We start from the raw sequence: 19378 nt of genomic DNA, 5'->3' as shown, positions 1-19378 counted from the left end.
CGGACGCTAGGCATCGACGCTCGGGGGAGGCGGGCGGCCCGTATCCGCCGCGAGCGCCGACGGGGCGGCGCCGCACTCGCGCAGCACCTCCTGTTGGGCATGCGCCTTGAGCACGATTTCCTGCACCTCCGCTGCGGGGTCCGACATCGCCACGATGGCGCCTCCCGAGCCGACCGACACACGGCCGTTGGCACACACGATGGTTCGGATGACGATGTTGAGCTGCACCGCACCGCTGAGCGAAAAATATCCCATGCTTCCCGAATACACCCCTCGCGCGCAGCCCTCCAGCTCGTCGATGATCTTCATGGTTCGGATCTTCGGTGCGCCTGTCATCGATCCACCCGGGAAGGCCGCGCGCACGCAGTCCACCGGATGTCGGTCCGGCCGCAGGCGGCCCCGGATCGAGCTGACCAGTTGATGGACGGTCGCGAACGTCTCCACGTCGAAGAGGTTCGGAACATGGACACTGGCGGGATCGCAGACCCGATTCAGATCGTTGCGCAGCAGGTCCACGATCATGAGGTTCTCGGCGCGGGATTTCTCGTCGGTTCGGAGTCGGGCTGCAATGACCTGGTCCTCGTCAGAGGTCGCGCCGCGTGGTGCGGTTCCCTTGATGGGGCGCGCCTCGACCGTGCGGTCTTCGCCGATGCGCAGGAAGAGTTCGGGCGAGGCGCAGAGTACCGAGACGCCCGCGCACCGGAACAGCGCTGCGTACGGTGCCGGGTTGCGAGCGCGTAGCACGTTGTACACGGCCACCACGTCGAGGGTGCCCTCGCCGCTGAGCTGGTTGGTCAGGCACACCTCGTAGGTTTCGCCCTGGAGGATCTCTTCCTGGCATCGCAGGACCAGCGCATGGTACTTCTGCAGATCCACTCGCCATTCAAGCGTGCCGACAGCCGCTGCGGGCACATCGGCAGAATGGGGAGGCTGTGCCTCGAGCTGCCTCAAGGAGCGCTCGGTCGCCTCTAGCCATGCATGGTTCTCGTCGCACAGGCTGTGCCCGTCGAGGCACACGATCCAGGTCTGCTGCTGTGCGTGGTCAAAAGCGATGAACCTGTCTGACATCAGACCCATCGCGTCCGGCGTGGACGCGTCGTGCATGTCCTGCCCGCCGAGCTCCTGCTTGAGCTCATAGCCCAGATAGCCGACGAAGCCGCCAGTGAAGTCGAACGGGAGAAGGTCGCCCTCGGGGCGACGTCCGGTGATCTCATTGCGCAGATAGTCGAAGATGCTCTGATTGCGTGACTCGACGGCGGCGCTGCGACGGATCTCGAGGCAGGTCGCACTCGAGTTGTAGCTCAGCGTGCTGGCATGGGGCCCGTTGGCATCCCCCATGAAGGAAAAGCGCGCGCGACCCCGGTCGCTGAGACTGCTGTCCAGCCAGAACGAGGCGTCCGCTTCGGCGAAAAGCAGGGTGAACGCGGCGTCTGCCTTGGGAAATACATCCAGGCAGCGCGCGTGACTGCGCAGATCCGGCGGGCGTCCGACACGAAAGGCGGGAACGAAGCTCCCCATGGGGTCGCGCCGAGGCGGCGCGGTGCGCCATTCGTCCGTCAGTTCCCTGAAGTTGCGCAGCAATCTGGCGCCGTACTCGGTGCAGATGGACTCCGGATGAAACTGCACGCCCCACCAGGGCTTGGCCGCATGGCGCATCGCCATCAACGTGCCATCCCCTGCCCAGGCGAGCGGCAGGAGGTCGCGAGGAAGATGGGTGACCGCCAGCGAGTGATACCGGACCGCTTCGAACCGATCGGGAATGCCTCGAAACAGGTCTCGCTGTGAATGAGAGATGCGATCCAGGCGGCCGTGCATGGGCCGCATCGCCAGATCCACGGTTGCCCCGCAAAAGTGTCCGATGGCCTGGTGCCCGAGGCACACGCCCAGCAGCGGCACGCGCGCTCGCCTCAGTGCGTCCGCCGAGAGGCCGAGATCCCTTGAGTGCTGCGGCCGCCCAGGACCTGGAGAGATCACGATGTTGTCGAAATCGAGGCGCTCGACATCATCCCAGCTCATCTCGTCGTTCTTGACCACCAGGGGTGCTTCCGCATTGGAGGCCGTCAGATACTGGAAGAGGTTGTAGGTGAACGAGTCGTGGTTGTCGATCAACAGTGTGCGCATGGCGGCGTCCTTTGCATCTCTTGGTATTCCTATGGTGCGCACGTTCGCAGGCCAGGCCAACTCCCATTCTTGCTAGGCATGCCTGACGGCTGGCCCCCGGTCCCCTGGAACTGAGGCGTTGCCCGTCGCTTCCTGGCGTAGGGACGACGAGGATCTCGTCGTCACACGGGCATTGGTTCGGTTGGTTGCTCGCCGACAGGGTCGGTGCGATGCACACCTTTGAGGATTCGGTTGAGAGACCACGTCTGGCCATCTCGTGGCTCGAGTTCGCAGCGTGGTGCCGGCAGGCCCGGCCGTCTCGCACCCGTCGACAGGCATGGCCCGGCAACACCAATGAGCGACGAGACCCGCGCGATGCTGGCGCCAGCCCGGCCGGTGCTGAAACTAGAGAACCTGGCGGAGAAATTTTCGGACGCGCGGGTCCGCGTCTTCACCGAAGAACGTATCGGGCGAAGCTTCATGCACGATCTGCCCACCGTCCATGAACACGATCTTGTCGGCCACCGCTCTCGCGAAGCCCATCTCGTGGGTGATGCAGACCATCGTCATGCCTTCGCTCGCCAGCGCAATCATCGTGTCCAGCACCTCCTTGACCATCTCCGGGTCCAGCGCGGAAGTGGCTTCGTCAAACAGCATCACCGATGGATTCATGCAGAGTGCGCGGGCAATTGCGACCCGTTGCTGCTGTCCGCCTGACAGCCGGGCCGGATAGGCTGATGCCTTGTCAGCCAGCCGCACCCTCTCGAGATGCTCCAGCGCGATGCGCTTGGCCTCTTCACCGGGACGACGCCTGACCCAGCGTTGGGCCAACATGCAGTTCTCGAGCACACTCAGATGCGGAAAGAGGTTGAACTGCTGGAACACCATGCCAATGTTCACCTGTACCCGATCCGCATGGCGCATCCGCGGTGAAACGAGGGTCCCGTTGACCGTGAGAGTGCCGCTGCCGTAGCCCTCCAAGCCACTGATGCAACGTGCGAGGGTCGATTTGCCCGAGCCGGACGGCCCGCACACGACCACGCGCTGTCCAGCCGCAACGTTCAGATGAATGTCGTTGAGCACCCGATGTGCGCCGAAATGCTTGGACATGCCGGTCACGGCGATCACCGTCGAAGGTTCATGCTTGGCCATGTTCAAGCCTCCCGGCGGAAGACTCTGCCTGCGGGGCTGTCTCGCCACGCCGTGATGCGACCCTCGCTCAAGCGAGTCCGGCCGTAGACCAGCCATGCGTCGTCGACAGTGCCGATGAACTGCACGACGCGCAGGCGTTCGGCATGGGCCTGAACGATCGAGGCGTAGCCGAGCCCGGCTTCGTACGTTCCCTGGGCCAGTCCCTCGGTGACCTCGGCGACAGTGTCCACCAGTTCAATGCGCTCCCACTGGCCGCGTTCGATGTAGTCGAGCGTCGGGCGCATGGCAGCGAGTGACAGCGGCCGTTCGACATCGTTGCGTTGAATGATCGCGAGGTCCTGACTGGCCGAGATGAAGGTATCGATCACGTACAGGCCATCGAAGAACCTCGCCACGGTAGGACCGGTAGCCGGGTGTACGGCGCACTGGACCAGGAAATCGGCACTGCCATCCAGCACTGCCTGGGCGCCTTGCTCAAAATCGCGGGTCAGGGCGACGCTCGCGCGTTCGCGGATGCCGTGAAGCGCCAGGTAGCGATGCGTCACGACTTCGTGATTGCTGCCTGCGGGGCCGAGGGTGATGAAGTTCATGGAGCGAGGTGTGATGGGTGTGATGGGTGTGATGGGTATGACGGGATGAATGGCGTCAGCGCGAGCGGCCCAGGAACTTTTCCAGCCGGCGCATGCCGTGCAGCACGGTGTAGTTGAGCGCCAGATAGACGAGCCCCGCACCAAAGAAGACTTCGTACGGTGCATAGGACTCGGCCGCGAGCAGCCGCGCGGTCCCCGTGAGCTCCATCAGGGTCACGGTGCTGGCGAGCGACGTCGCCTTGCAGGTCAGGACGATCTCGTTGCCGAGAACCGGCAAAGCCGATCGCACGGCCAGGGGAAGCTCGATCTGCCAGAAGGCCTGCAGTCGACTGAGACCGAGCACGAACGCGCCTTCGCGCATGCTGGCGGGAACTGTGGCCAGCGCAGACGCCAGCGTCTTGCCCGTGTACGCGGCGGAGTTCAGTCCGAGTGCGATCACTACGCACCAGAAGGGATCGCGCAACACGGGCCACATGAAAGAGTGACGTATCAGTTCGAACTGGCCCGAGCCGTAATACAGCAGAAAGAGCTGGACCAACGCTGGCGTGCCGCGGACGAACAGAATGTAGGCATTGGCTATTGCGCGCAGCCCCGCGAGCGGCGCGTTGCGGCACATCGCCACCGGCAGGGCCAGTGCGATGCCCGCCAGCACGGCAAGGGTGGTGAGCGTCAGCGTGAGCCACGCACCGTTGATCAGCGCTGGCATGGCCGACCACCATAAACTGATGTCAAACATTGCCGTTCACCGTGTGTCGAGGCGCGAGACCCGGCGCTCAGTCCACTCGAGCCCCAGACTCATGATGCCCGTCAGCGCAAGGTAGATGCAGGCGGCTGCAAGGTACATAGTGAAGGGTTCGCGCGTGGCTCCGGAGGCCTCCGCCGCCTTGCGCATGACCTCGTCGCACCCGACGATGGAGACGATGGACGTCTGCTTGAGCAGCACGATCGTCTGGTTGCCGAAGGGGGCCAGGGCGGCGCGCGCTGCCTGTGGCAGCGTGACCGTCCACATGGTCTGCGCCCGACTCAGGCCCAGCGTCTTCGCGGCTTCGCGCTGGGCATCCGGAACGCTGAGCAGTGCTCCCCGCGCGATCTCCGACGCGTAGGCGCCAAAGGACAGGCCCAGCGCGATGGCGCCGGCGAGAAACGCATCGACCTCGACATGACGACCGGTCAAGGTGGCAAGCGTCATGGCACCGCCGAAGAAGACGGCGAAGACAAGCAGGAGGTCGGGCACGCTTCGGATGACCGCGGCGTAGGCATAGCCCACCGTTCGCGGGGCCGTGCGGGTCGAGAGCTGCAGCCAGCAGCCCCCGGCACCCAGCAGCGTGCCGACCGCCAGGGAGGCCAGTGCCAACTGGACCGTGGTCGCTGCGCCCCGCATCAGCTGCCCGCCGAAACCGTGGAGAAGGTCTGCTTCTGCCATGCCGTCACATCAGCTTGAACGGAAAGTACTTCGCCGTGATCCGATCGTACGTGCCGTCGGCGCGAATGGCGGCCAGCGCGGCATTCACCCTGGCGCGCATCTCGGCGTCACCCTTGCGCATGGCGATGCCATTGCCTTCGCCCAGGAGGCCGCCCTTCATGTCCGGGCCAGTGAATGCAAAGTCGCTCGCCTGCGGGGTCGTCATGAAGCCGACGTGATACGTGACCACATTGCCAAAGATGTACTGGACCCGGTCGGCGACGAGATCAAGTTCGGCCGCTTGCGGCGTGTCATAGAACTTGATGTTGGCGTTCTTGTAGTTCTGCGTGAGATAGCCCGCCTGGATCGAACCGCGCTGCACCCCGATTGCCTTTCCGGCAAGCGCGTCCGGGCTCACGTCCGCAGGCGTGCCCTTCCTGGCGATGAAGCGCGAGACCGTCTCCTTGTATTTGTCCGAGAAATCCACGCGCTGCAGACGCTGCGGGGTAATCGCCATGCTCGCCACGATCAGATCGTACTTGCGCGCCATGAGCCCCGGAATGATCCCGTCCCAGTCTTGCGCGACGATCTCGCACCGGGCCCGCATCCGTTCGCACAGCGCCTTGGCGATGTCGACGTCCCAGCCCTGCAGCGTGCCCTGCGAATCCTTGAAGCTCCACGGCGGATAGGTCCCCTCCGTCGCGATCCGATACGTGGGTTGTGCGCAGGCGGCTCCTGCCCACAGGCTGAGGCTGGAGAAAATAAGCAGGACGGTGCACTGGCGGCGTCGCGTGGCAGCGTGGAAGTAGAACTTCATGGGGGGCCTTGGTGGGGACGGTGGGTGCACGAATCCTCCGAGAACTTCATCGCATGTGCAACGCGTGCGCCGTATGCAAACAGTGGGGCGACCGGCAACGTATCGCTGCCGCCATGCAAGACGGCATCCGCTGCTGTGTTGCGTGTGATGCAAAAAGGCGCCGCCAAGCTGGATGTCGGACCCGGGTTGAGCATCTGCTCGGTCCAAGGAGTGCCCGTTCCAGTCAAGAGCACCTTGAGTGGGGAAACGGGGGTGATGCTGTTCCGACTGGAAACAGCACGGCCTCGCGAAGTCTGAACCTCGCCCTGACAGGCCAAGCCGCTTCGAGGCCTGCGCGCTAGTCTCCCCAGACCGTGAGCGCGCACAATCCTGCGGCTATCGACCCGGCGCCGAACTCAACAGGGTGCGACCTCGACGACGCATGACATCGCGGATCCGAAAGTCGAGCATCGGCTCAGTGCTGGACCTGCACGTTGTAGTTCCGGCGATCGAGGAGACTTTGATGTGCCGTCGATGAAGCTTCGATCTCAACAGCGACGATCCGACCGCCAGGCACGGCGATCTCCGTGATCTCAAACCGGCCCAGTGGGGCGGGCTTGTGTTGCTTCCGAAGACATCGGTGAGCGAGTCGCCGCCAACACCTGGGGCGGTGACGGGGGAGGGTGACGCTGCCGCAGGTGCGCCCTCGACGTCTTCTTCGGCCATCCCATACAGGATCGTCCCACCACCCGCGTTCGCGAAGGCGGTGCAGTCCTTTACCAGTTCCTGCCTTGCCCCATCGGTGGGAACGTCAGCGTTTTGCAGTTCATCGCCATCCGGTGGCGTCAGCTGAGAGACCGCTGCCGGTGCGTACGGAGCATCAGGCTCGTGCGGCTCGCAACAACGTCCTGATCCTGCAGCGTCGTCAGGACGGCAAGCGATGCGGCGACGCTTTCAGACGGTGTAGCCATGGCGGACTCGGACGGCTGTTTTTAGGTTATTCAGTATTGCGATATCTAGGGTTTCAAGTCAATTTTTCTTAGGTCATTGAGTCTTTTCATCTCTGGGATATCGCGAGGTCCTGGGCTTGCCCTCAAATACCCTGGAGGGATGGATGCATGAGGGGACTGTCCGCTCAGTGGCCTTCTGCCGGTCACTCGGGAAGCTCTTCGACCTGCTGGGAGCGCCGCAAAGCCTGCGCGCGGTCGCAGCCATGGCGGCTTGCCAATGCGCTTTCCGGCATCCTGCAGGCCGAGGCTTCGACGCCGTGCGACCCATGGCGCTAGACGCGCCCCGGCCTGATGTCGCGCGCTCCCGCGTCCTTCGTGCAGGGGCGCTGCGCCGCAGTCCACGGGCGAATGCCGCGTCCGCGTGCCACATCCGAGTGCCACATCGCGTGCCACATTCGAGTGCCGTACCCATGAATCCGGTTGGCCCACAGGGCCAAGGCGGGGCATGCCGCGCTGGACTGCCTGCGGACCACCTCTTCATCGACGCATAGCTCGCCCGGTTCGCTGTCCAGCACTTCGGGCTTCGCCACCGTCCTCACCCGGTCCTCGCTGCGCTCGGCTGCGGCTTCCGGTCGCTTGCCGGACATCGGCCCTTGCGCTCGCTCCTCATGCGCCGAGGCGGCTCCGAAGGCAGATGTTCAACCACCGCGGCATACCCCGCAGAAAGGCCCGGCCATGTGCACAACTCCACCCATTTCCAGCCCCGGGGCCTCGCGCACATCGTGCGCGGACATCCGCACATCCGCGGGCGTTCCCCCCGCACCCCCCGAGGACTCTCCCAAGGCAGTGACTGGGCGGGCCCCGGCAGCCGGGCAATGGTGCGATCAACGCACAGACGTGCGCCAGGACGTGACGGACCGCATCGTCACCATGCTGGCCCAGGGCGACAACGTCTTTCGCGCGCGCTGGACGCGGGCGGCTTCGCGCGGCGTGCCGCGCAACGCATCGACCGGGCTTCACTACTATGGGGCAAATGTGCTGCTGCTCTGGGATGCGGCCATCGAACATGCCTATCCATCGAACGTCTGGCTCACGCACAGGCAGGCGTGGGCGCTTGGCGCGCAGGTGCGTCGCGGCGAGAGGGCCGTCATGTGCGCGCACTTCGAGCGCAAGGCGTGGCGCGCAGAAGCGCCCGAGGACATCGACGGCGTGGCCGACCGCACGCGGCGCCCGCCCGGTGTCGTGCTGTGCAAGCCGTTCTGGCTGTTCAACGTGGCGCAGATCGCAGGCTTGCCGCAGGCCAGGGCGCACGGCGCGCAGCCAGCGCAGAGCCCGGGGAAAAAATGCTCGCCCGTGGAGGGGGCGATGCGCCTGATCGGCGGATGCCGGCCCGACATCCGCCACGGCTTCGCGCGCGCGGCATACGCCCCACGCGCCGACAGGATCCTCATGCCTGACGTGGAGCGGTTCGCGAGTCACGAAGCCTATTGCGCCACGGCCATGCGCGAGCTGGTGCACTGGACCGGCCATCCGCAGCGGCTCGCACGGTCATTCGGCGGACGCTTCGGGGAGGCGGCGTATGCGTTCGAGGAGCTCGTGGCCGAACTCGGCAGCGCCTTCGTGCTCGGTCACATCGGGCTCCTCGGGGCGAGCGTCGAAGGTCATGCGGTCTGTCTTCAGGCGTGGCTGCATGTGCTGCGCAAGGACCGCACGGCCATCTTCACGGCTGCGCGGCATGCGGGCGACGCCTTCGCGTACCTCCTGGCCCGGCAGATGCCGTCGGGCGCAGGGCAGGAGAAAGGGAGGGACTGAGCCGCCGCCGCAGGGCCCAGGCGTGCGGCTCAGAAGTGCGGCTCAGGCCGCGGCCACCGCGCGCTGAGACCGAGTGGTGCGCCATCGCCTCCATCGGCCGCGCAGAGCGCGCCTTGCGCGCGGGCGGTCATCTCGCGCTATCCTGTTCGAAGCGCCAGTGAGACCGCATTGCCCCGGGCAAGGGGCGCGAGCGAGGCCCCCCGCGCGGGACGGTGACCGGCACGAGAAAATTTCGGACACGGTTCGGACACGGGCGCTCAGCGAAGCGCAGGCGAAAAAAAAGACTCAGCGATTGCTCGCTAAGTCTTTGATTTTCTTGGTAATTAATGGTGGGCCCTGAGTGACTCGAACACTCGACCTACGGATTAAGAGTCCGCTGCTCTACCAACTGAGCTAAGAGCCCCTGAGAAGCATTGCTGCTATCAGGCAAGACTGCGATTATAGCCACAGAAAAAGCGCTGTCGTACCATCCGCTCAACTTCTTTGGAAAAAACTTCATGACCTCTTCTGTTTCCTCCTCATCCACACCCCCGGCGCACGTCGTCATCACGGGTGCGGCAGGCGCGTTGGGGCGCGCGACGGTGCAGCGATTCCTGGACGAGGGCGCGCGCATCGCGCTCATCGGCCGCAACGAACAGCAACTGGTCGATGCCTTTCCGGGACTCAACAACTCGCAGCATCTGCTGGTCGCGGCCGACGTGACGTCCGACGCCAGCATGAAGGCGGCGGCCGCGCGCATCGCGCAGGTGTTCCAGCATGTCGATACCGTGGTGCACACCGCGGGCGGCTTCGAGATGGGGCCGACGGTGCATGCGCTCGATCGCGCGAGCTGGGACCGGATGATGGATCTCAACGCCTGGTCCTTCGTGGCCGTGGCGCAGGCCTTCGCGCCCTTGATGATCGCGCGCGGCCAGGGCAGCGTGATCGCGGTGAGCGCGAAGGTCGCGGGCCGCGGCCTGGCGGCGATGTCCGCCTACATCGCCTCCAAGAGCGCGCTGCAGCGGCTGGTGGAGGCGATGGCGGCCGAACTCGCGCCGCACGGCGTTCGCGTCAACAGCATCGCGCCGAGCGTTCTCGACACGCCGGCCAACCGGCAGGCGATGCCGGACGCGAACCCCTCGGATTGGGTGTCGACCGCGGTGGCGGCCCAGACCATCGCCTTCCTGGCTTCGCCCGCGGCGCAGGCGCTGCACGGGCAACATCTGGCGCTGGGCGCCTGAGTCGCCCGGTTCGTCCCCTCGCGAAATTGCGAATCCGAAAAAAAGCCCCGATGGTCTATACCGGGGCTTTTTCATGGGCGGTTGGTGGAGAGGAGGAGGATCGAACTCCCGACCTCCGCATTGCGAACGCGGCGCTCTCCCAGCTGAGCTACCCCCCCAACGCAGATGGAATTCTAAGCAGATGCGGGTGGTCCCTGCACGCTGTTTTTCTCTTTGTAATTCGCTTTACCGGTGGTGATGCAGCGCTGCCCAGCTTCCCAATTGAGCGGGGCGCGCGCTGTTCCCGTGGCGGTTGCGTCTATTTGGTGCGTGCGTCGAACGGCGGTCACGCGGGCAGGCGATAAAAGCCAAGCCGGTGGAGTCGATGTCAGCCAGAAGGTTCAAAAATTGCCCTGACCAAAGCGACTTGTAAGACGGAACCTATTTTTTGTTACCGTCGCTTGTGTCTATAGGATTCTGAATTAAAATTTTTCCTTTCAATCCGAATGAGAACTTCGATGGCCTCCACCCTTGCCGACATCAATTCACAGATCAAAAAGAACGAAGAGCACATCGCTCAATTGCGGGCGCAGGCGGAAGAGCTGCGCAATCACGAGCGCGCAGGTGTGATCGACGAACTGCGCCAGAAGATCGCTGAATACGGCCTGACCGCCAGCGACCTCAAGCTGACGACGCGCGCCGCAGGCAAGCGCAACGTCGTGGCCGCACCCGTCAAGGCGGCGGCGAAGTACCGTGGCCCGACGGGCGAAACCTGGTCGGGTGGCCGTGGCCGCAAGCCGCGCTGGGTGACCGAAGCGCTGGCCGCCGGCAAGTCGCTGTCCGACTACGAAATCAAGTGAGCCGAACGTGAGGCGAAGCGCCCCGGCCTTCTGTTCTCCCAATGAAAAGGCCCGCATGTGCGGGCCTTTTTTATTGGCGGGAGCGCCTCAGTTCACCATGACCAGCTTGCCTTTGACCCCGCGCGAGCCTATGTAGGCGTAGGCGGCCTTCAATTCGGCCATCGGCATGGTCTGGTCGATCACGGGCTTGATCTTTCCCTGGGCATACCATTGGGCCAATTCGCCCATCATTTGGGCGTTGGCCTGCGGTTCGCGCTTGGCGAAATCGCCCCAGAACACGCCGACCAGCGAAGCGCCCTTGAGCAGCGTCAAATTCAGCGGCAGTGCCGGAATGCCACCGGCCGCGAATCCCACCACCAGATAGCGTCCGCGCCAGGCGATCGAGCGGAAAGCCGGTTCGGCGAAATCGCCGCCCACCGGGTCATAGATCACATCCGGGCCTTTGCCGTCCGTGGCGGCCTTGATGGCATCGCGGAAACCGCCGGGCAATGCATGCTTGCTGTAGTTGATGCTGATATCGGCGCCGATCGATTCGCAAAGCGCGCATTTCTCGTCGGTGGATGCGGCCGCAATGACCTTGGCACCCGCGGCTTTGGCGATCTGGATGGCGGCGGTGCCGACGCCACCGGCCGCGCCGAGCACCAGCACGGTCTCGCCGGCCTTGAGCTGGGCGCGGTCCATGAGCGCATGCCAGGAGGTGCCGTAGGTCATGATGAAGGCGGCCGCGTCGACGTGGCTGAAACCGTCGGGCAGGGGCATGCAGAGGGCCGCGGTGGCGAGCGTGTGGGTGGCGAAGCCGCCGGTGCCCGACAGGCAGGCGACGTTCTGGCCGATCTTCAGGTGCTTGACGCCTTCGCCCACGGCGCGCACCACGCCCGCGTACTCCGAGCCCGGCACGAAGGGCAGTGGCGGCTTGATCTGGTACTTGTTCTGGACGATCAGCAGGTCTGGAAAGTTGAGGCTCGCGGCCTTGATCTCGAGCAGCACCTGGCCGGGGCCGGGTGTGGGCGTGGGCTGCTCGGTCCAGGTGAGGGCGTCGACGCCGGTGGGGTTTTCGCAAAGCCAAGCATGCATGAAGATGTCTCCTTCGAGGGTCGTTCGGACGGTGATTCGGGGCGATGATAGGTCGCGCGCCCCGGCGCTCTTGTCCCTGCCGTGACGGCCCGCCGCCTACAATCGCGGCCACTCCCAGACGCCATGAAGATACTCATTTCCAACGACGACGGCTTCCAGGCTCCCGGCCTCGTCGCCTTGCACGATGCGCTCAAGGACGTGGCCGAGGTCGAGGTCATCGCACCCGAGCACAACAACAGCGCCAAGTCGAACGCCCTGACGCTGCAGGCGCCGCTCTACGTGCACCAGGCCCACAACGGCTTCCGCTACGTGACCGGCACGCCGGCCGACTGCGTGCACATCGCGCTCAAGGGTGTGCTCGACTACCGGCCCGACCTGGTGGTGTCCGGCATCAACAACGGCGCCAACATGGGCGACGACACCATCTATTCGGGCACCGTGGGCGCCGCCATGGAGGCCTACCTGTTCGGCATCCCGGCGATCGCCTTCTCGCAGACCCAGAAGGGCTGGGCCCATGTCGACGCGGCCGCGCGCGTGGCGCGCCGGCTGGTCGAGCGCATCGAGCGCGAGCGCATGCTCGAAGGGCCGGCCTGGCTTCTCAACGTCAACGTGCCGAACCTGCCCTTCGACGAACTCAAGCCGATCAAGGTGTGCCGCCTGGGGCGCCGCCATGCATCGGAGAAGGTCGTCACGCAGGAGAGCCCGCGCGGCGAGACCATGTACTGGATCGCCGGCGCCGGCGGCGCCAAGGACAGCGGCGAGGGCACCGATTTCCACGCCACGGCCGCGGGCCACGTGGCGCTCACGCCGCTGCAGATCGACCTGACCGACCACGCCAATCTCGGGCAATGGGGCGAGACGGTGGCGCGGTTGCTGCGGTGAAGTCCTTCCTCCGATCTCCCGGCCTGACGGTGCCTGCGCGCGGCGCAGGACCCTGCTGATGGCCAGCCCACCGCCCGCAAGGCCCGGCTTTCCCGTGCGCCTGACGCCCGCCGCGCCGGGGGCGCCGCGCGGCCGCCAACCGTCGGTGCCGATGGCGCCAGCGGTGTCGGCCACACCCTCGATGGCGTCCGATGCGGTGCGCGCGCGCATGGTGCAGCGGCTGGCCGCGCAGGGCGTGTCCGATGCGCGCGTGCTGCGTGCGATGGGCGCCGTCGAGCGGCACCGCTTCGTCGACAGCGCGCTGGTCAACCAGGCCTACGAAGACACCAGCCTGCCGATCGGCCTGGGCCAGACCATCTCCAAGCCCAACGTCGTGGCCCGAATGATCGAGCTGCTGCTGGGCGCGCCCGCGCTGGCCGGCAAGCCCAACGACAAGCTGGGCCGGGTGCTGGAGATCGGCACCGGCTGCGGCTACCAGGCGACCGTGCTGAGCCACGTGGCCAGCGAGGTGTACAGCATCGAACGTCTGCGCGGCCTGCACGAGCGGGCCCGCACCAACATCCGCCATTTCCGCCTGGCCACGCTGCACCTGATCCTGGGCGACGGCATGATCGGCTACGCGAAGGGCGGGCCCTACGCGGGCATCATCGCCGCGGCCGGCGGCGAGGCCGTGCCCGAGGCCTGGATCGAACAACTGGCCGTGGGTGGCCGCATCGTGGCGCCCACGCATTCGGCCAGCGGCGGACAGGCGCTGGTCGTGATCGACAAGACGGCCAAGGGACTGCAGCGGGGCATTCTCGAGGCGGTTCATTTTGTCCCCCTAAAATCGGGGATTGCTTGAAGGAAGAACACATGCAGGGTTTTGGCAATCGGAGCTGGTGGACCGGCTTGGCGCTGGTGGCGACGCTCGTGATTGCGGGCTGTTCCACACCCAGTGGTCCCGTGCCGGTCGAAGACCGCGGCACCATGTCCCGCACGAGCACAGGGAACGCACCGGGCACGGGCCTTCCTCCCATCACGACTGACGCCTCGGGCAAGCCCCTGCAAGGCATCGAGAACTACGGCAAGCCCGGCTACTACTCGGTACGGCCCGGCGACACCATTCGCCGCATCGCCAACGAGACCGGCCAGACCTGGCAGAACATCGCGCGCTGGAACGCCCTGGACAACCCCGACCTGATCGAGGTGGGACAGGTGCTGCGCGTGGTGCCGCCGACCGCGACGACCGCCGCCGCTCCGGCAGCCACCGTCGAGCCCAACGGCGTGGTCACGCGCCCGGTGACGCCGCAACCCGCGATCGTCGCGTCGGCGCCCGCCGCCGCCGCCAGCGCGCCTGCCAAGCCCGCGACGCCGCCCGCGGCCGCGTCGGGTGACGAAGACCTGGGTTGGATCTGGCCCGCGCAAGGTTCGCTGATCGCGGGCTTCGACGAAGCCAAGAACAAGGGCCTGGACATCAGCGGCAAGGCCGGCGATGCGGTGCTGGCCGCGGCGGACGGCCGCGTGGTGTACGCCGGCGCCGGCCTGCGCGGCTACGGCAACCTGATCATCCTGAAGCACAACAACACCTACCTCACGGCCTATGCGCACAACCAGGCGCTGCTGGTGAAGGAAGACCAGTCGGTGCAGAAGGGCCAGAAGATCGCCGAGATGGGCAACAGCGACGCCGACCGTGTGAAGCTGCATTTCGAGATCCGCCGCCAGGGCAAGCCGGTCGACCCCGCGCGCTACCTGCCTTCGCGCTAAGCCCCTTCCTTTCCTCCTCCCGTGCGGCGCGCGGCCCCCAGGGCCGCGCGCCGCATCGTTATGTGATGCCGCCATCGGCAGCCTGAGACAATTTCCCCATGACGGATTCGACGACAGCAGACAAGGCGGACGCAGTGCCCGCACCCTATGAAGATGAATGGCTCAAGGTCGAGTCGCTCGACCTCGACGCGCAGGGCGTGGCCCACAAGGCCGACGGCATGGTGGTCTTCATCGAAGGCGCGCTGCCGTTCGAGGAAGTGAAGTTCAACCAGCACCGCAAGAAGAACAACTGGGCCCAGGGCACGGTGACCGCCATCCGGCGCGAGTCCTCGCAGCGCGTGCGCCCGGGCTGCCCGCATTTCGGCCTGCACACCGGCGCCTGCGGCGGCTGCAAGATGCAGCACCTCGACGCGGCGGCCCAGGTGGCGGTCAAGCAGCGGGCGCTGGAGGACAACCTCTGGCACCTGGGCAAGGTGCGCCCCGAAACCATGCTGCGGCCGCTCGCGGGCCCGACCTGGCACTACCGCTACCGGGCCCGGCTGTCGGTGCGCTACGTGGTCAAGAAGGGCACGGTGCTGATCGGCTTCCACGAACGCAAGAGCCGCTACCTGGCCGACATGGAGGTCTGCCCGGTGCTGCCCGCGCAGGTCAGCGAGATGCTGATGCCGCTGCGCGCGCTGATCGGTTCGCTCGATGCGCGCGACACCTGCCCGCAGATCGAGCTGGCCTGCGGCGATGCGCCCGACAGCACCAGGCTCGGCGTGATCGCGCTGGTGCTGCGGCACCTGCAGCCGCTGTCGGCGGCCGACCTGCAGCGCCTGCGCGACTTCGCGGCGCAGAACGAGGGCGTGCAGTGGTGGCTGCAGCCCAAGGGCCCGGACACGGTGAAGCTGCTCGACGAGGGCGGCCCGCTGCTGGCCTACGGGCTGCCGGAGTTCGGCGTCACCATGCCCTTCAAGCCGACCGACTTCACCCAGGTCAATCCCAACATCAACCGTGTGCTGGTGGGCCGTGCGCTGCGCCTGCTCGACGTGCAGCCCGACGAGCGCGTGATCGACTGGTTCTGCGGCCTGGGCAACTTCACCCTGCCGCTGGCGACGCGGGCGCGCGAGGTGCTGGGCATCGAGGGCAGCGACACGCTGGTGGCCCGCGCCACCGACAACTTCCAGCGCAACCGCCCGGCGCTGCCGGCGCGCGGTGCCCTGGCCGCCACCCGCTTCGTGGCCCGCGACCTGTTCGAGATGACGCCCGAGATGCTGGTGGCCGACGGTGCGGCCGACAAGTGGCTGGTCGACCCGCCACGCGAAGGCGCGTTCGCGCTGGCCAAGGCGCTGGCCGACCTGCACCAGCAGGGCGAGCGCAGCGATGGCTGGACGCCGCCGGGGCGCATCGTCTACGTGAGCTGCAACCCGTCGACGCTGGCGCGCGATGCCGGATTGCTGGTGCACCAGGCGGGCTACCGCTGCACCGCGGCCGGCATGGTGAACATGTTCCCGCACACGGCACACGTCGAGTCGATCGCGGTGTTCGAACGCGCATGAAAAAAGGCCCCGCGGGGCCTTTCTTCATGAGGTGCCGGAGCGTGTTCAGTCGCGCTCGCCGCCGAAGATGCCCAGCAGGGCCAGCAGGCTCTGGAACACGTTGAACAGGTCGAGGTACAGCGCGAGCGTGGCGCTGATGTAGTTGGTCTCGCCGCCGTCCATGATCTGCTTCAGGTCGTACAGCATGAAGGCCGAGAAGATGCCGATGGCGGCGACCGAGATCGCCAGCATGCCGGCGCTCGAGCCGACGAACACGTTGATGACCGCGCCGATCATCAGCACCATCGCGCCGACGAACAGCCACTTGCCCATGCCCGACAGGTCGCGCTTGATGACGGTCGCCAGCGAGGCCATCACGAAGAACACGCCGGCGGTGCCGCCGAAGGCCGTCATGATGAGTTCGGAGCCGTTCTTGAAGCCCAGCACCATCGCGATCAGGCGCGAGAGCATCAGGCCCATGAAGAAGGTGAAGGCCAGCAGCACCGGCACGCCGGCGGCCGAGTTCTTGGTCTTCTCGATGGCGAACATGAAGCCGAAGGCGCCGACCATGAAGACCATCAGCCCGAAGCCGCCGCTGAGCGAACGGGTGATGCCGGTGGAGACGCCCAGCCAGGCGCCCAGGACGGTGGGCAGCAGGCTCAGGGCCAGCAGCCAGTAGGTATTGCGCAGGACACGCTGGCGTTCGGCCTGCGGCAGCGCCTGGCCGTAGCCGGCGGTGGTGTCGAGGGTGGTGACGCGGTCGTTCATTGCTGAAGCTCCAGGGTTGGCTGCAGGACTGCAGATGGCACATTCTAGGTGGCGCGAGCCCAAGGGTACGGCAAAAACCGTCCGACGGTCCGCCCTCCCGCGATCAGGGTTTTGGGAGCCCAAACGGTATGCTTGCGGGTTCACTCAACCAGCCATACGCCATGAAGACCAAGTCCTTTCTCGAACTCGCCGACGTCAAGACCATCGCCGCATCGGCCGAAGCCGAAGCCCTGAAGAACAACTGGGCCGTGACGATCGCGATCTCCGACGACGCCGGCAACCTGCTGTGGCTGCAGCGCCTGGACGGCGCGGCCGCCCTGTCGGCGCACATCGCACCGGCCAAGGCCCACACGGCCGCGCTGGGCCGCCGCGAGAGCAAGGTCTACGAGGACATCATCAACGGCGGCCGCACCGCCTTCCTGACCGCGCCGCTGGTGCAGGGCCTGCTCGAAGGCGGCGTGCCGATCGTCAAGGACGGCCAGGTCATCGGCGCCGTTGGCGTCAGCGGCGTGAAGTCGAACGAGGATGCGCAGATCGCCAAGGCCGGCATCGCCGCGCTCGGCCTGTAAGCGCTTCCAGGCCCCGCCAAAGCAAAACGCCGACCCTCGGGTCGGCGTTTTTTTGGGTGGCATCAAGGTGGAAAAAAAGCTTGGCTAGTCGGCAAGCCGTTGGCTAGCAAAAAACGACCCTTTGGAGAGTGATCTCCGCGAGTCGCCCCACGATGAAACTTGCGCGAGAGGCGGGCTGATCGCTTACTTGGTGAGGATCAGCTTGCCGAGTTTGGTGGCTTGCAGGCGGTACAGCGAGCCGTTGTGCATGATCCCGACCGTCTTGCTGCCGCGCAGCAGGTCGGTGCTTTCCACCATCGGCGTCGGCCGCGTGGCCTGAACGGAGACCATGCCGCTGCCCGCTTGGTCGAGCGAAGGGTGGCTCAGGACGGAGGAGGCGATGGGGTTGGCTTGCATCTGGAGTTCCTTTATCGAAACGATGACTGAATGATAATGATTCGCAATAATTTGGTCAATCACTGCGATCGATTTTTTTCAGTCGTTTCGATGGGCCTTACTTGGCGGTGTTCGGCTCGGTGATGAAGCCGATCTTGCGCACGCCGGCTTCGCGCGCGGCCGACATGGCTTGCGCCACGCGTTCGTAGCGCACGGCCTTGTCGCCGCGGATGTGCAGCTCGGGCTGCGGATCCTTGGCGGCCTCGGCGGCGAGCAGCTGGGGCAGGGCGCTGTCTTCGATCTTGTTCTCGTTCCAGTAGTAGCTGCCGTCGGCGGCCACCGTAAACAGGATGTTCTGCGGCTTGGTCTGCTCGGGCTCGCTGGTCGCCTGGGGCAGGTCGATGTTCACCGCGTGCTTCATCACGGGCACCGTGATGATGAAGATGATCAGGAGCACCAGCATGACGTCGACCAGCGGCGTCATGTTGATCTCGTTCATCACCTCATCGGGTTCGTCTTGGGTACCGAAGGCCATGGGTCATGCCTCCCGACGGGTTTCAGCTTGGGGGCGCATGGTCTCAGCCCTTCTTGAGCGGCACGATGGTCGCGTCGGTCGCCTGGACGCGCGCGCCGGTCACGAAGTAGGCGTGCAGGTCGTGGGCGAAGCTGTTGAGCTTGGTCAGCACGAACTTGTTGCCGCGCACCAGGGTGTTGTAGCCCAGCACCGCGGGGATGGCCACGGCCAGGCCGAGCGCGGTCATGATCAGCGCCTCGCCGATCGGGCCCGCGACCTTGTCGATCGTGGCCTGGCCGGCCGAGCCGATGCTCATCAGCGCGTGGTAGATGCCCCACACCGTGCCGAACAGGCCGATGAAGGGTGCAGTCGAGCCCACCGAGGCGAGGATCGCCAGGCCCGATTGCAGGCGGGCGGTGAATTCGTCGATGCCGTTGCGCAGGGCGCGCGTGATCCAGTCGCTCACGTCCAGCGCGTCATGCAGGTGCGCCTTGGTGTTGCGGTGGTGGGCGGCGGCTTCGCGGCCTTCCAGGGCCAGGCCGCGGAAGGGGTTGCTCTCGTCCTTGCCCAGCTTGTTCAGCGCGGTGGCGAAGTCCTCGCTGTGCCAGAAGTCCTGCGAGTGGCGTGCCAAGCGCTTGTACTTGATGACGTCGAGCGCCTTGATGAAGATGACGATCCAGGATGCCAGCGACATGCCGATCAACAGGACGGCAACGAACTTCGTGACGAAGTCGCCCTGACTCCATACGTTCATCAGGCCAAAGTGGGAATCCATACGAAACTGCTCCAGAAAAATTAGTTGAGAACCCAGTTGATCGGCACGTTGAACTCCATCGGTTCAACGACCCCATTGCGTTTGCCCGGCACGTAACGCCAGCTCAGGACGGCCGTGCGCGCGGCTTCGTCGAGGCGTTCGTAGCCGCTCGACTCGCGGATGCTGGCGCTCTTGGGCAGGCCATCGACACCGATCAGCACGCGGACGATTGTCTTGCCCTGCTCGCCCAAGCGTTTGCTCATGGCGGGATAGACCGGTTTCGGGTTGTTCAGGTAGTCGGCATTGCTCGACGGCAGC

20 protein-coding genes and 2 tRNA genes are annotated in these 19378 nt (G+C 65.7%); 8 read left to right on the top strand and 14 right to left on the bottom strand.

What is annotated here, in order from left to right:
* Positions 1-6: 6 nt before the first annotated feature.
* From pabB to A9977_RS12190, 6 genes are all read right to left on the bottom strand, one after another.
* A complete protein-coding gene (gene pabB, locus A9977_RS12215) occupies positions 7-2121 on the bottom strand; it encodes an aminodeoxychorismate synthase component I (protein ID WP_183025120.1) in 2115 nt (704 codons plus the stop codon).
* Between the two features lie 384 nt (positions 2122-2505).
* A complete protein-coding gene (locus A9977_RS12210; protein ID WP_220811714.1) occupies positions 2506-3252 on the bottom strand; it encodes an amino acid ABC transporter ATP-binding protein in 747 nt (248 codons plus the stop codon).
* A gap of 2 nt (positions 3253-3254) precedes the next feature.
* Positions 3255-3842 (bottom strand): hypothetical protein, encoded by a 588-nt coding sequence (locus A9977_RS12205; RefSeq protein WP_183025119.1) that lies wholly within the window; start codon positions 3840-3842, stop codon positions 3255-3257.
* 55 nt (positions 3843-3897) lie between these two features.
* The gene (locus tag A9977_RS12200) at positions 3898-4548 is read right to left on the bottom strand and encodes an ABC transporter permease (RefSeq protein ID WP_259651927.1); all 651 of its coding nucleotides are present in this window, start codon (positions 4546-4548) and stop codon (positions 3898-3900) included.
* Positions 4549-4584: 36 nt separating this feature from the next.
* Entirely contained in the window at positions 4585-5265 is a 681-nt protein-coding gene (locus A9977_RS12195) for an ABC transporter permease (RefSeq protein ID WP_183025117.1), read from the bottom strand.
* Between the two features lie 4 nt (positions 5266-5269).
* Entirely contained in the window at positions 5270-6061 is a 792-nt protein-coding gene (locus A9977_RS12190; protein WP_183025116.1) for a transporter substrate-binding domain-containing protein, read from the bottom strand.
* 1826 nt (positions 6062-7887) lie between these two features.
* Between A9977_RS12190 and A9977_RS12185 the strand changes: the two genes are divergently transcribed.
* Positions 7888-8802 carry a zincin-like metallopeptidase domain-containing protein gene (locus tag A9977_RS12185; protein ID WP_310936120.1) on the top strand — a complete coding sequence of 305 codons (915 nt, stop codon included), beginning with the start codon at positions 7888-7890 and terminating at the stop codon, positions 8800-8802.
* A 327-nt stretch (positions 8803-9129) separates the two neighbouring features.
* On the opposite strand, the gene A9977_RS12180 is transcribed toward A9977_RS12185, so the two are convergent.
* A tRNA-Lys gene (locus A9977_RS12180) sits at positions 9130-9205 on the bottom strand.
* A 94-nt stretch (positions 9206-9299) separates the two neighbouring features.
* On the opposite strand from A9977_RS12180, the gene A9977_RS12175 reads away from it, so the two are divergent.
* Positions 9300-10022, top strand: coding sequence for an SDR family NAD(P)-dependent oxidoreductase (locus A9977_RS12175; RefSeq protein ID WP_183025114.1), 723 nt, complete (start codon positions 9300-9302; stop codon positions 10020-10022).
* Positions 10023-10104: 82 nt separating this feature from the next.
* Here the strand turns inward: A9977_RS12175 and A9977_RS12170 are convergent.
* Positions 10105-10180: transfer RNA gene (locus A9977_RS12170), tRNA-Ala, on the bottom strand.
* A gap of 339 nt (positions 10181-10519) precedes the next feature.
* Here A9977_RS12170 and A9977_RS12165 point away from each other — a divergent pair.
* On the top strand, positions 10520-10861 hold the full coding sequence (locus A9977_RS12165; protein ID WP_183025113.1) for an H-NS family nucleoid-associated regulatory protein: 342 nt from the start codon (positions 10520-10522) through the stop codon (positions 10859-10861).
* An 87-nt stretch (positions 10862-10948) separates the two neighbouring features.
* Here the strand turns inward: A9977_RS12165 and A9977_RS12160 are convergent, their stop codons facing one another.
* Positions 10949-11935 (bottom strand): NADPH:quinone oxidoreductase family protein, encoded by a 987-nt coding sequence (locus tag A9977_RS12160; protein ID WP_183025112.1) that lies wholly within the window; start codon positions 11933-11935, stop codon positions 10949-10951.
* A gap of 123 nt (positions 11936-12058) precedes the next feature.
* On the opposite strand from A9977_RS12160, the gene surE reads away from it, so the two are divergent.
* The 4 genes from surE to rlmD all read left to right on the top strand — a co-directional run bounded on the left by surE (position 12059) and on the right by rlmD (position 16101).
* Positions 12059-12817, top strand: a complete 759-nt coding sequence (gene surE, locus A9977_RS12155) for a 5'/3'-nucleotidase SurE (RefSeq protein ID WP_183025111.1) — start codon at positions 12059-12061, stop codon at positions 12815-12817.
* A gap of 58 nt (positions 12818-12875) precedes the next feature.
* Complete coding sequence (locus A9977_RS12150) at positions 12876-13658, top strand: protein-L-isoaspartate(D-aspartate) O-methyltransferase (protein ID WP_183025110.1); 783 nt, start codon at positions 12876-12878, stop codon at positions 13656-13658.
* An 11-nt stretch (positions 13659-13669) separates the two neighbouring features.
* Positions 13670-14560 carry a peptidoglycan DD-metalloendopeptidase family protein gene (locus tag A9977_RS12145; protein ID WP_183025109.1) on the top strand — a complete coding sequence of 297 codons (891 nt, stop codon included), beginning with the start codon at positions 13670-13672 and terminating at the stop codon, positions 14558-14560.
* Positions 14561-14658: 98 nt separating this feature from the next.
* Entirely contained in the window at positions 14659-16101 is a 1443-nt protein-coding gene (rlmD, locus tag A9977_RS12140) for a 23S rRNA (uracil(1939)-C(5))-methyltransferase RlmD (protein WP_183025108.1), read from the top strand.
* Positions 16102-16146: 45 nt separating this feature from the next.
* On the opposite strand, the gene A9977_RS12135 is transcribed toward rlmD, so the two are convergent.
* On the bottom strand, positions 16147-16848 hold the full coding sequence (locus A9977_RS12135; protein ID WP_183025107.1) for a Bax inhibitor-1/YccA family protein: 702 nt from the start codon (positions 16846-16848) through the stop codon (positions 16147-16149).
* 161 nt (positions 16849-17009) lie between these two features.
* On the opposite strand from A9977_RS12135, the gene A9977_RS12130 reads away from it, so the two are divergent.
* A complete protein-coding gene (locus tag A9977_RS12130; RefSeq protein WP_183025106.1) occupies positions 17010-17417 on the top strand; it encodes a heme-binding protein in 408 nt (135 codons plus the stop codon).
* A 183-nt stretch (positions 17418-17600) separates the two neighbouring features.
* Here A9977_RS12130 and hemP read toward each other — a convergent pair whose 3' ends face one another.
* From hemP to A9977_RS12110, 4 genes are all read right to left on the bottom strand, one after another.
* Positions 17601-17813: a hemin uptake protein HemP gene (gene hemP, locus A9977_RS12125; protein WP_183025105.1), complete on the bottom strand. Its 213-nt coding sequence runs from the start codon at positions 17811-17813 to the stop codon at positions 17601-17603.
* A gap of 97 nt (positions 17814-17910) precedes the next feature.
* Complete coding sequence (locus A9977_RS12120) at positions 17911-18327, bottom strand: biopolymer transporter ExbD (protein ID WP_183025104.1); 417 nt, start codon at positions 18325-18327, stop codon at positions 17911-17913.
* 43 nt (positions 18328-18370) lie between these two features.
* A complete protein-coding gene (locus tag A9977_RS12115) occupies positions 18371-19081 on the bottom strand; it encodes a MotA/TolQ/ExbB proton channel family protein (protein WP_183025103.1) in 711 nt (236 codons plus the stop codon).
* A 20-nt stretch (positions 19082-19101) separates the two neighbouring features.
* On the bottom strand, positions 19102-19378 hold a 277-nt coding region (locus A9977_RS12110; RefSeq protein ID WP_259651926.1), incomplete at its 5' end, for an energy transducer TonB.

Source organism: Variovorax sp. UMC13 (assembly GCF_014170375.1).
In the GTDB taxonomy this organism is placed as follows: domain Bacteria; phylum Pseudomonadota; class Gammaproteobacteria; order Burkholderiales; family Burkholderiaceae_C; genus Variovorax.
This window is presented reverse-complemented; position numbering and strand designations above follow the sequence as displayed.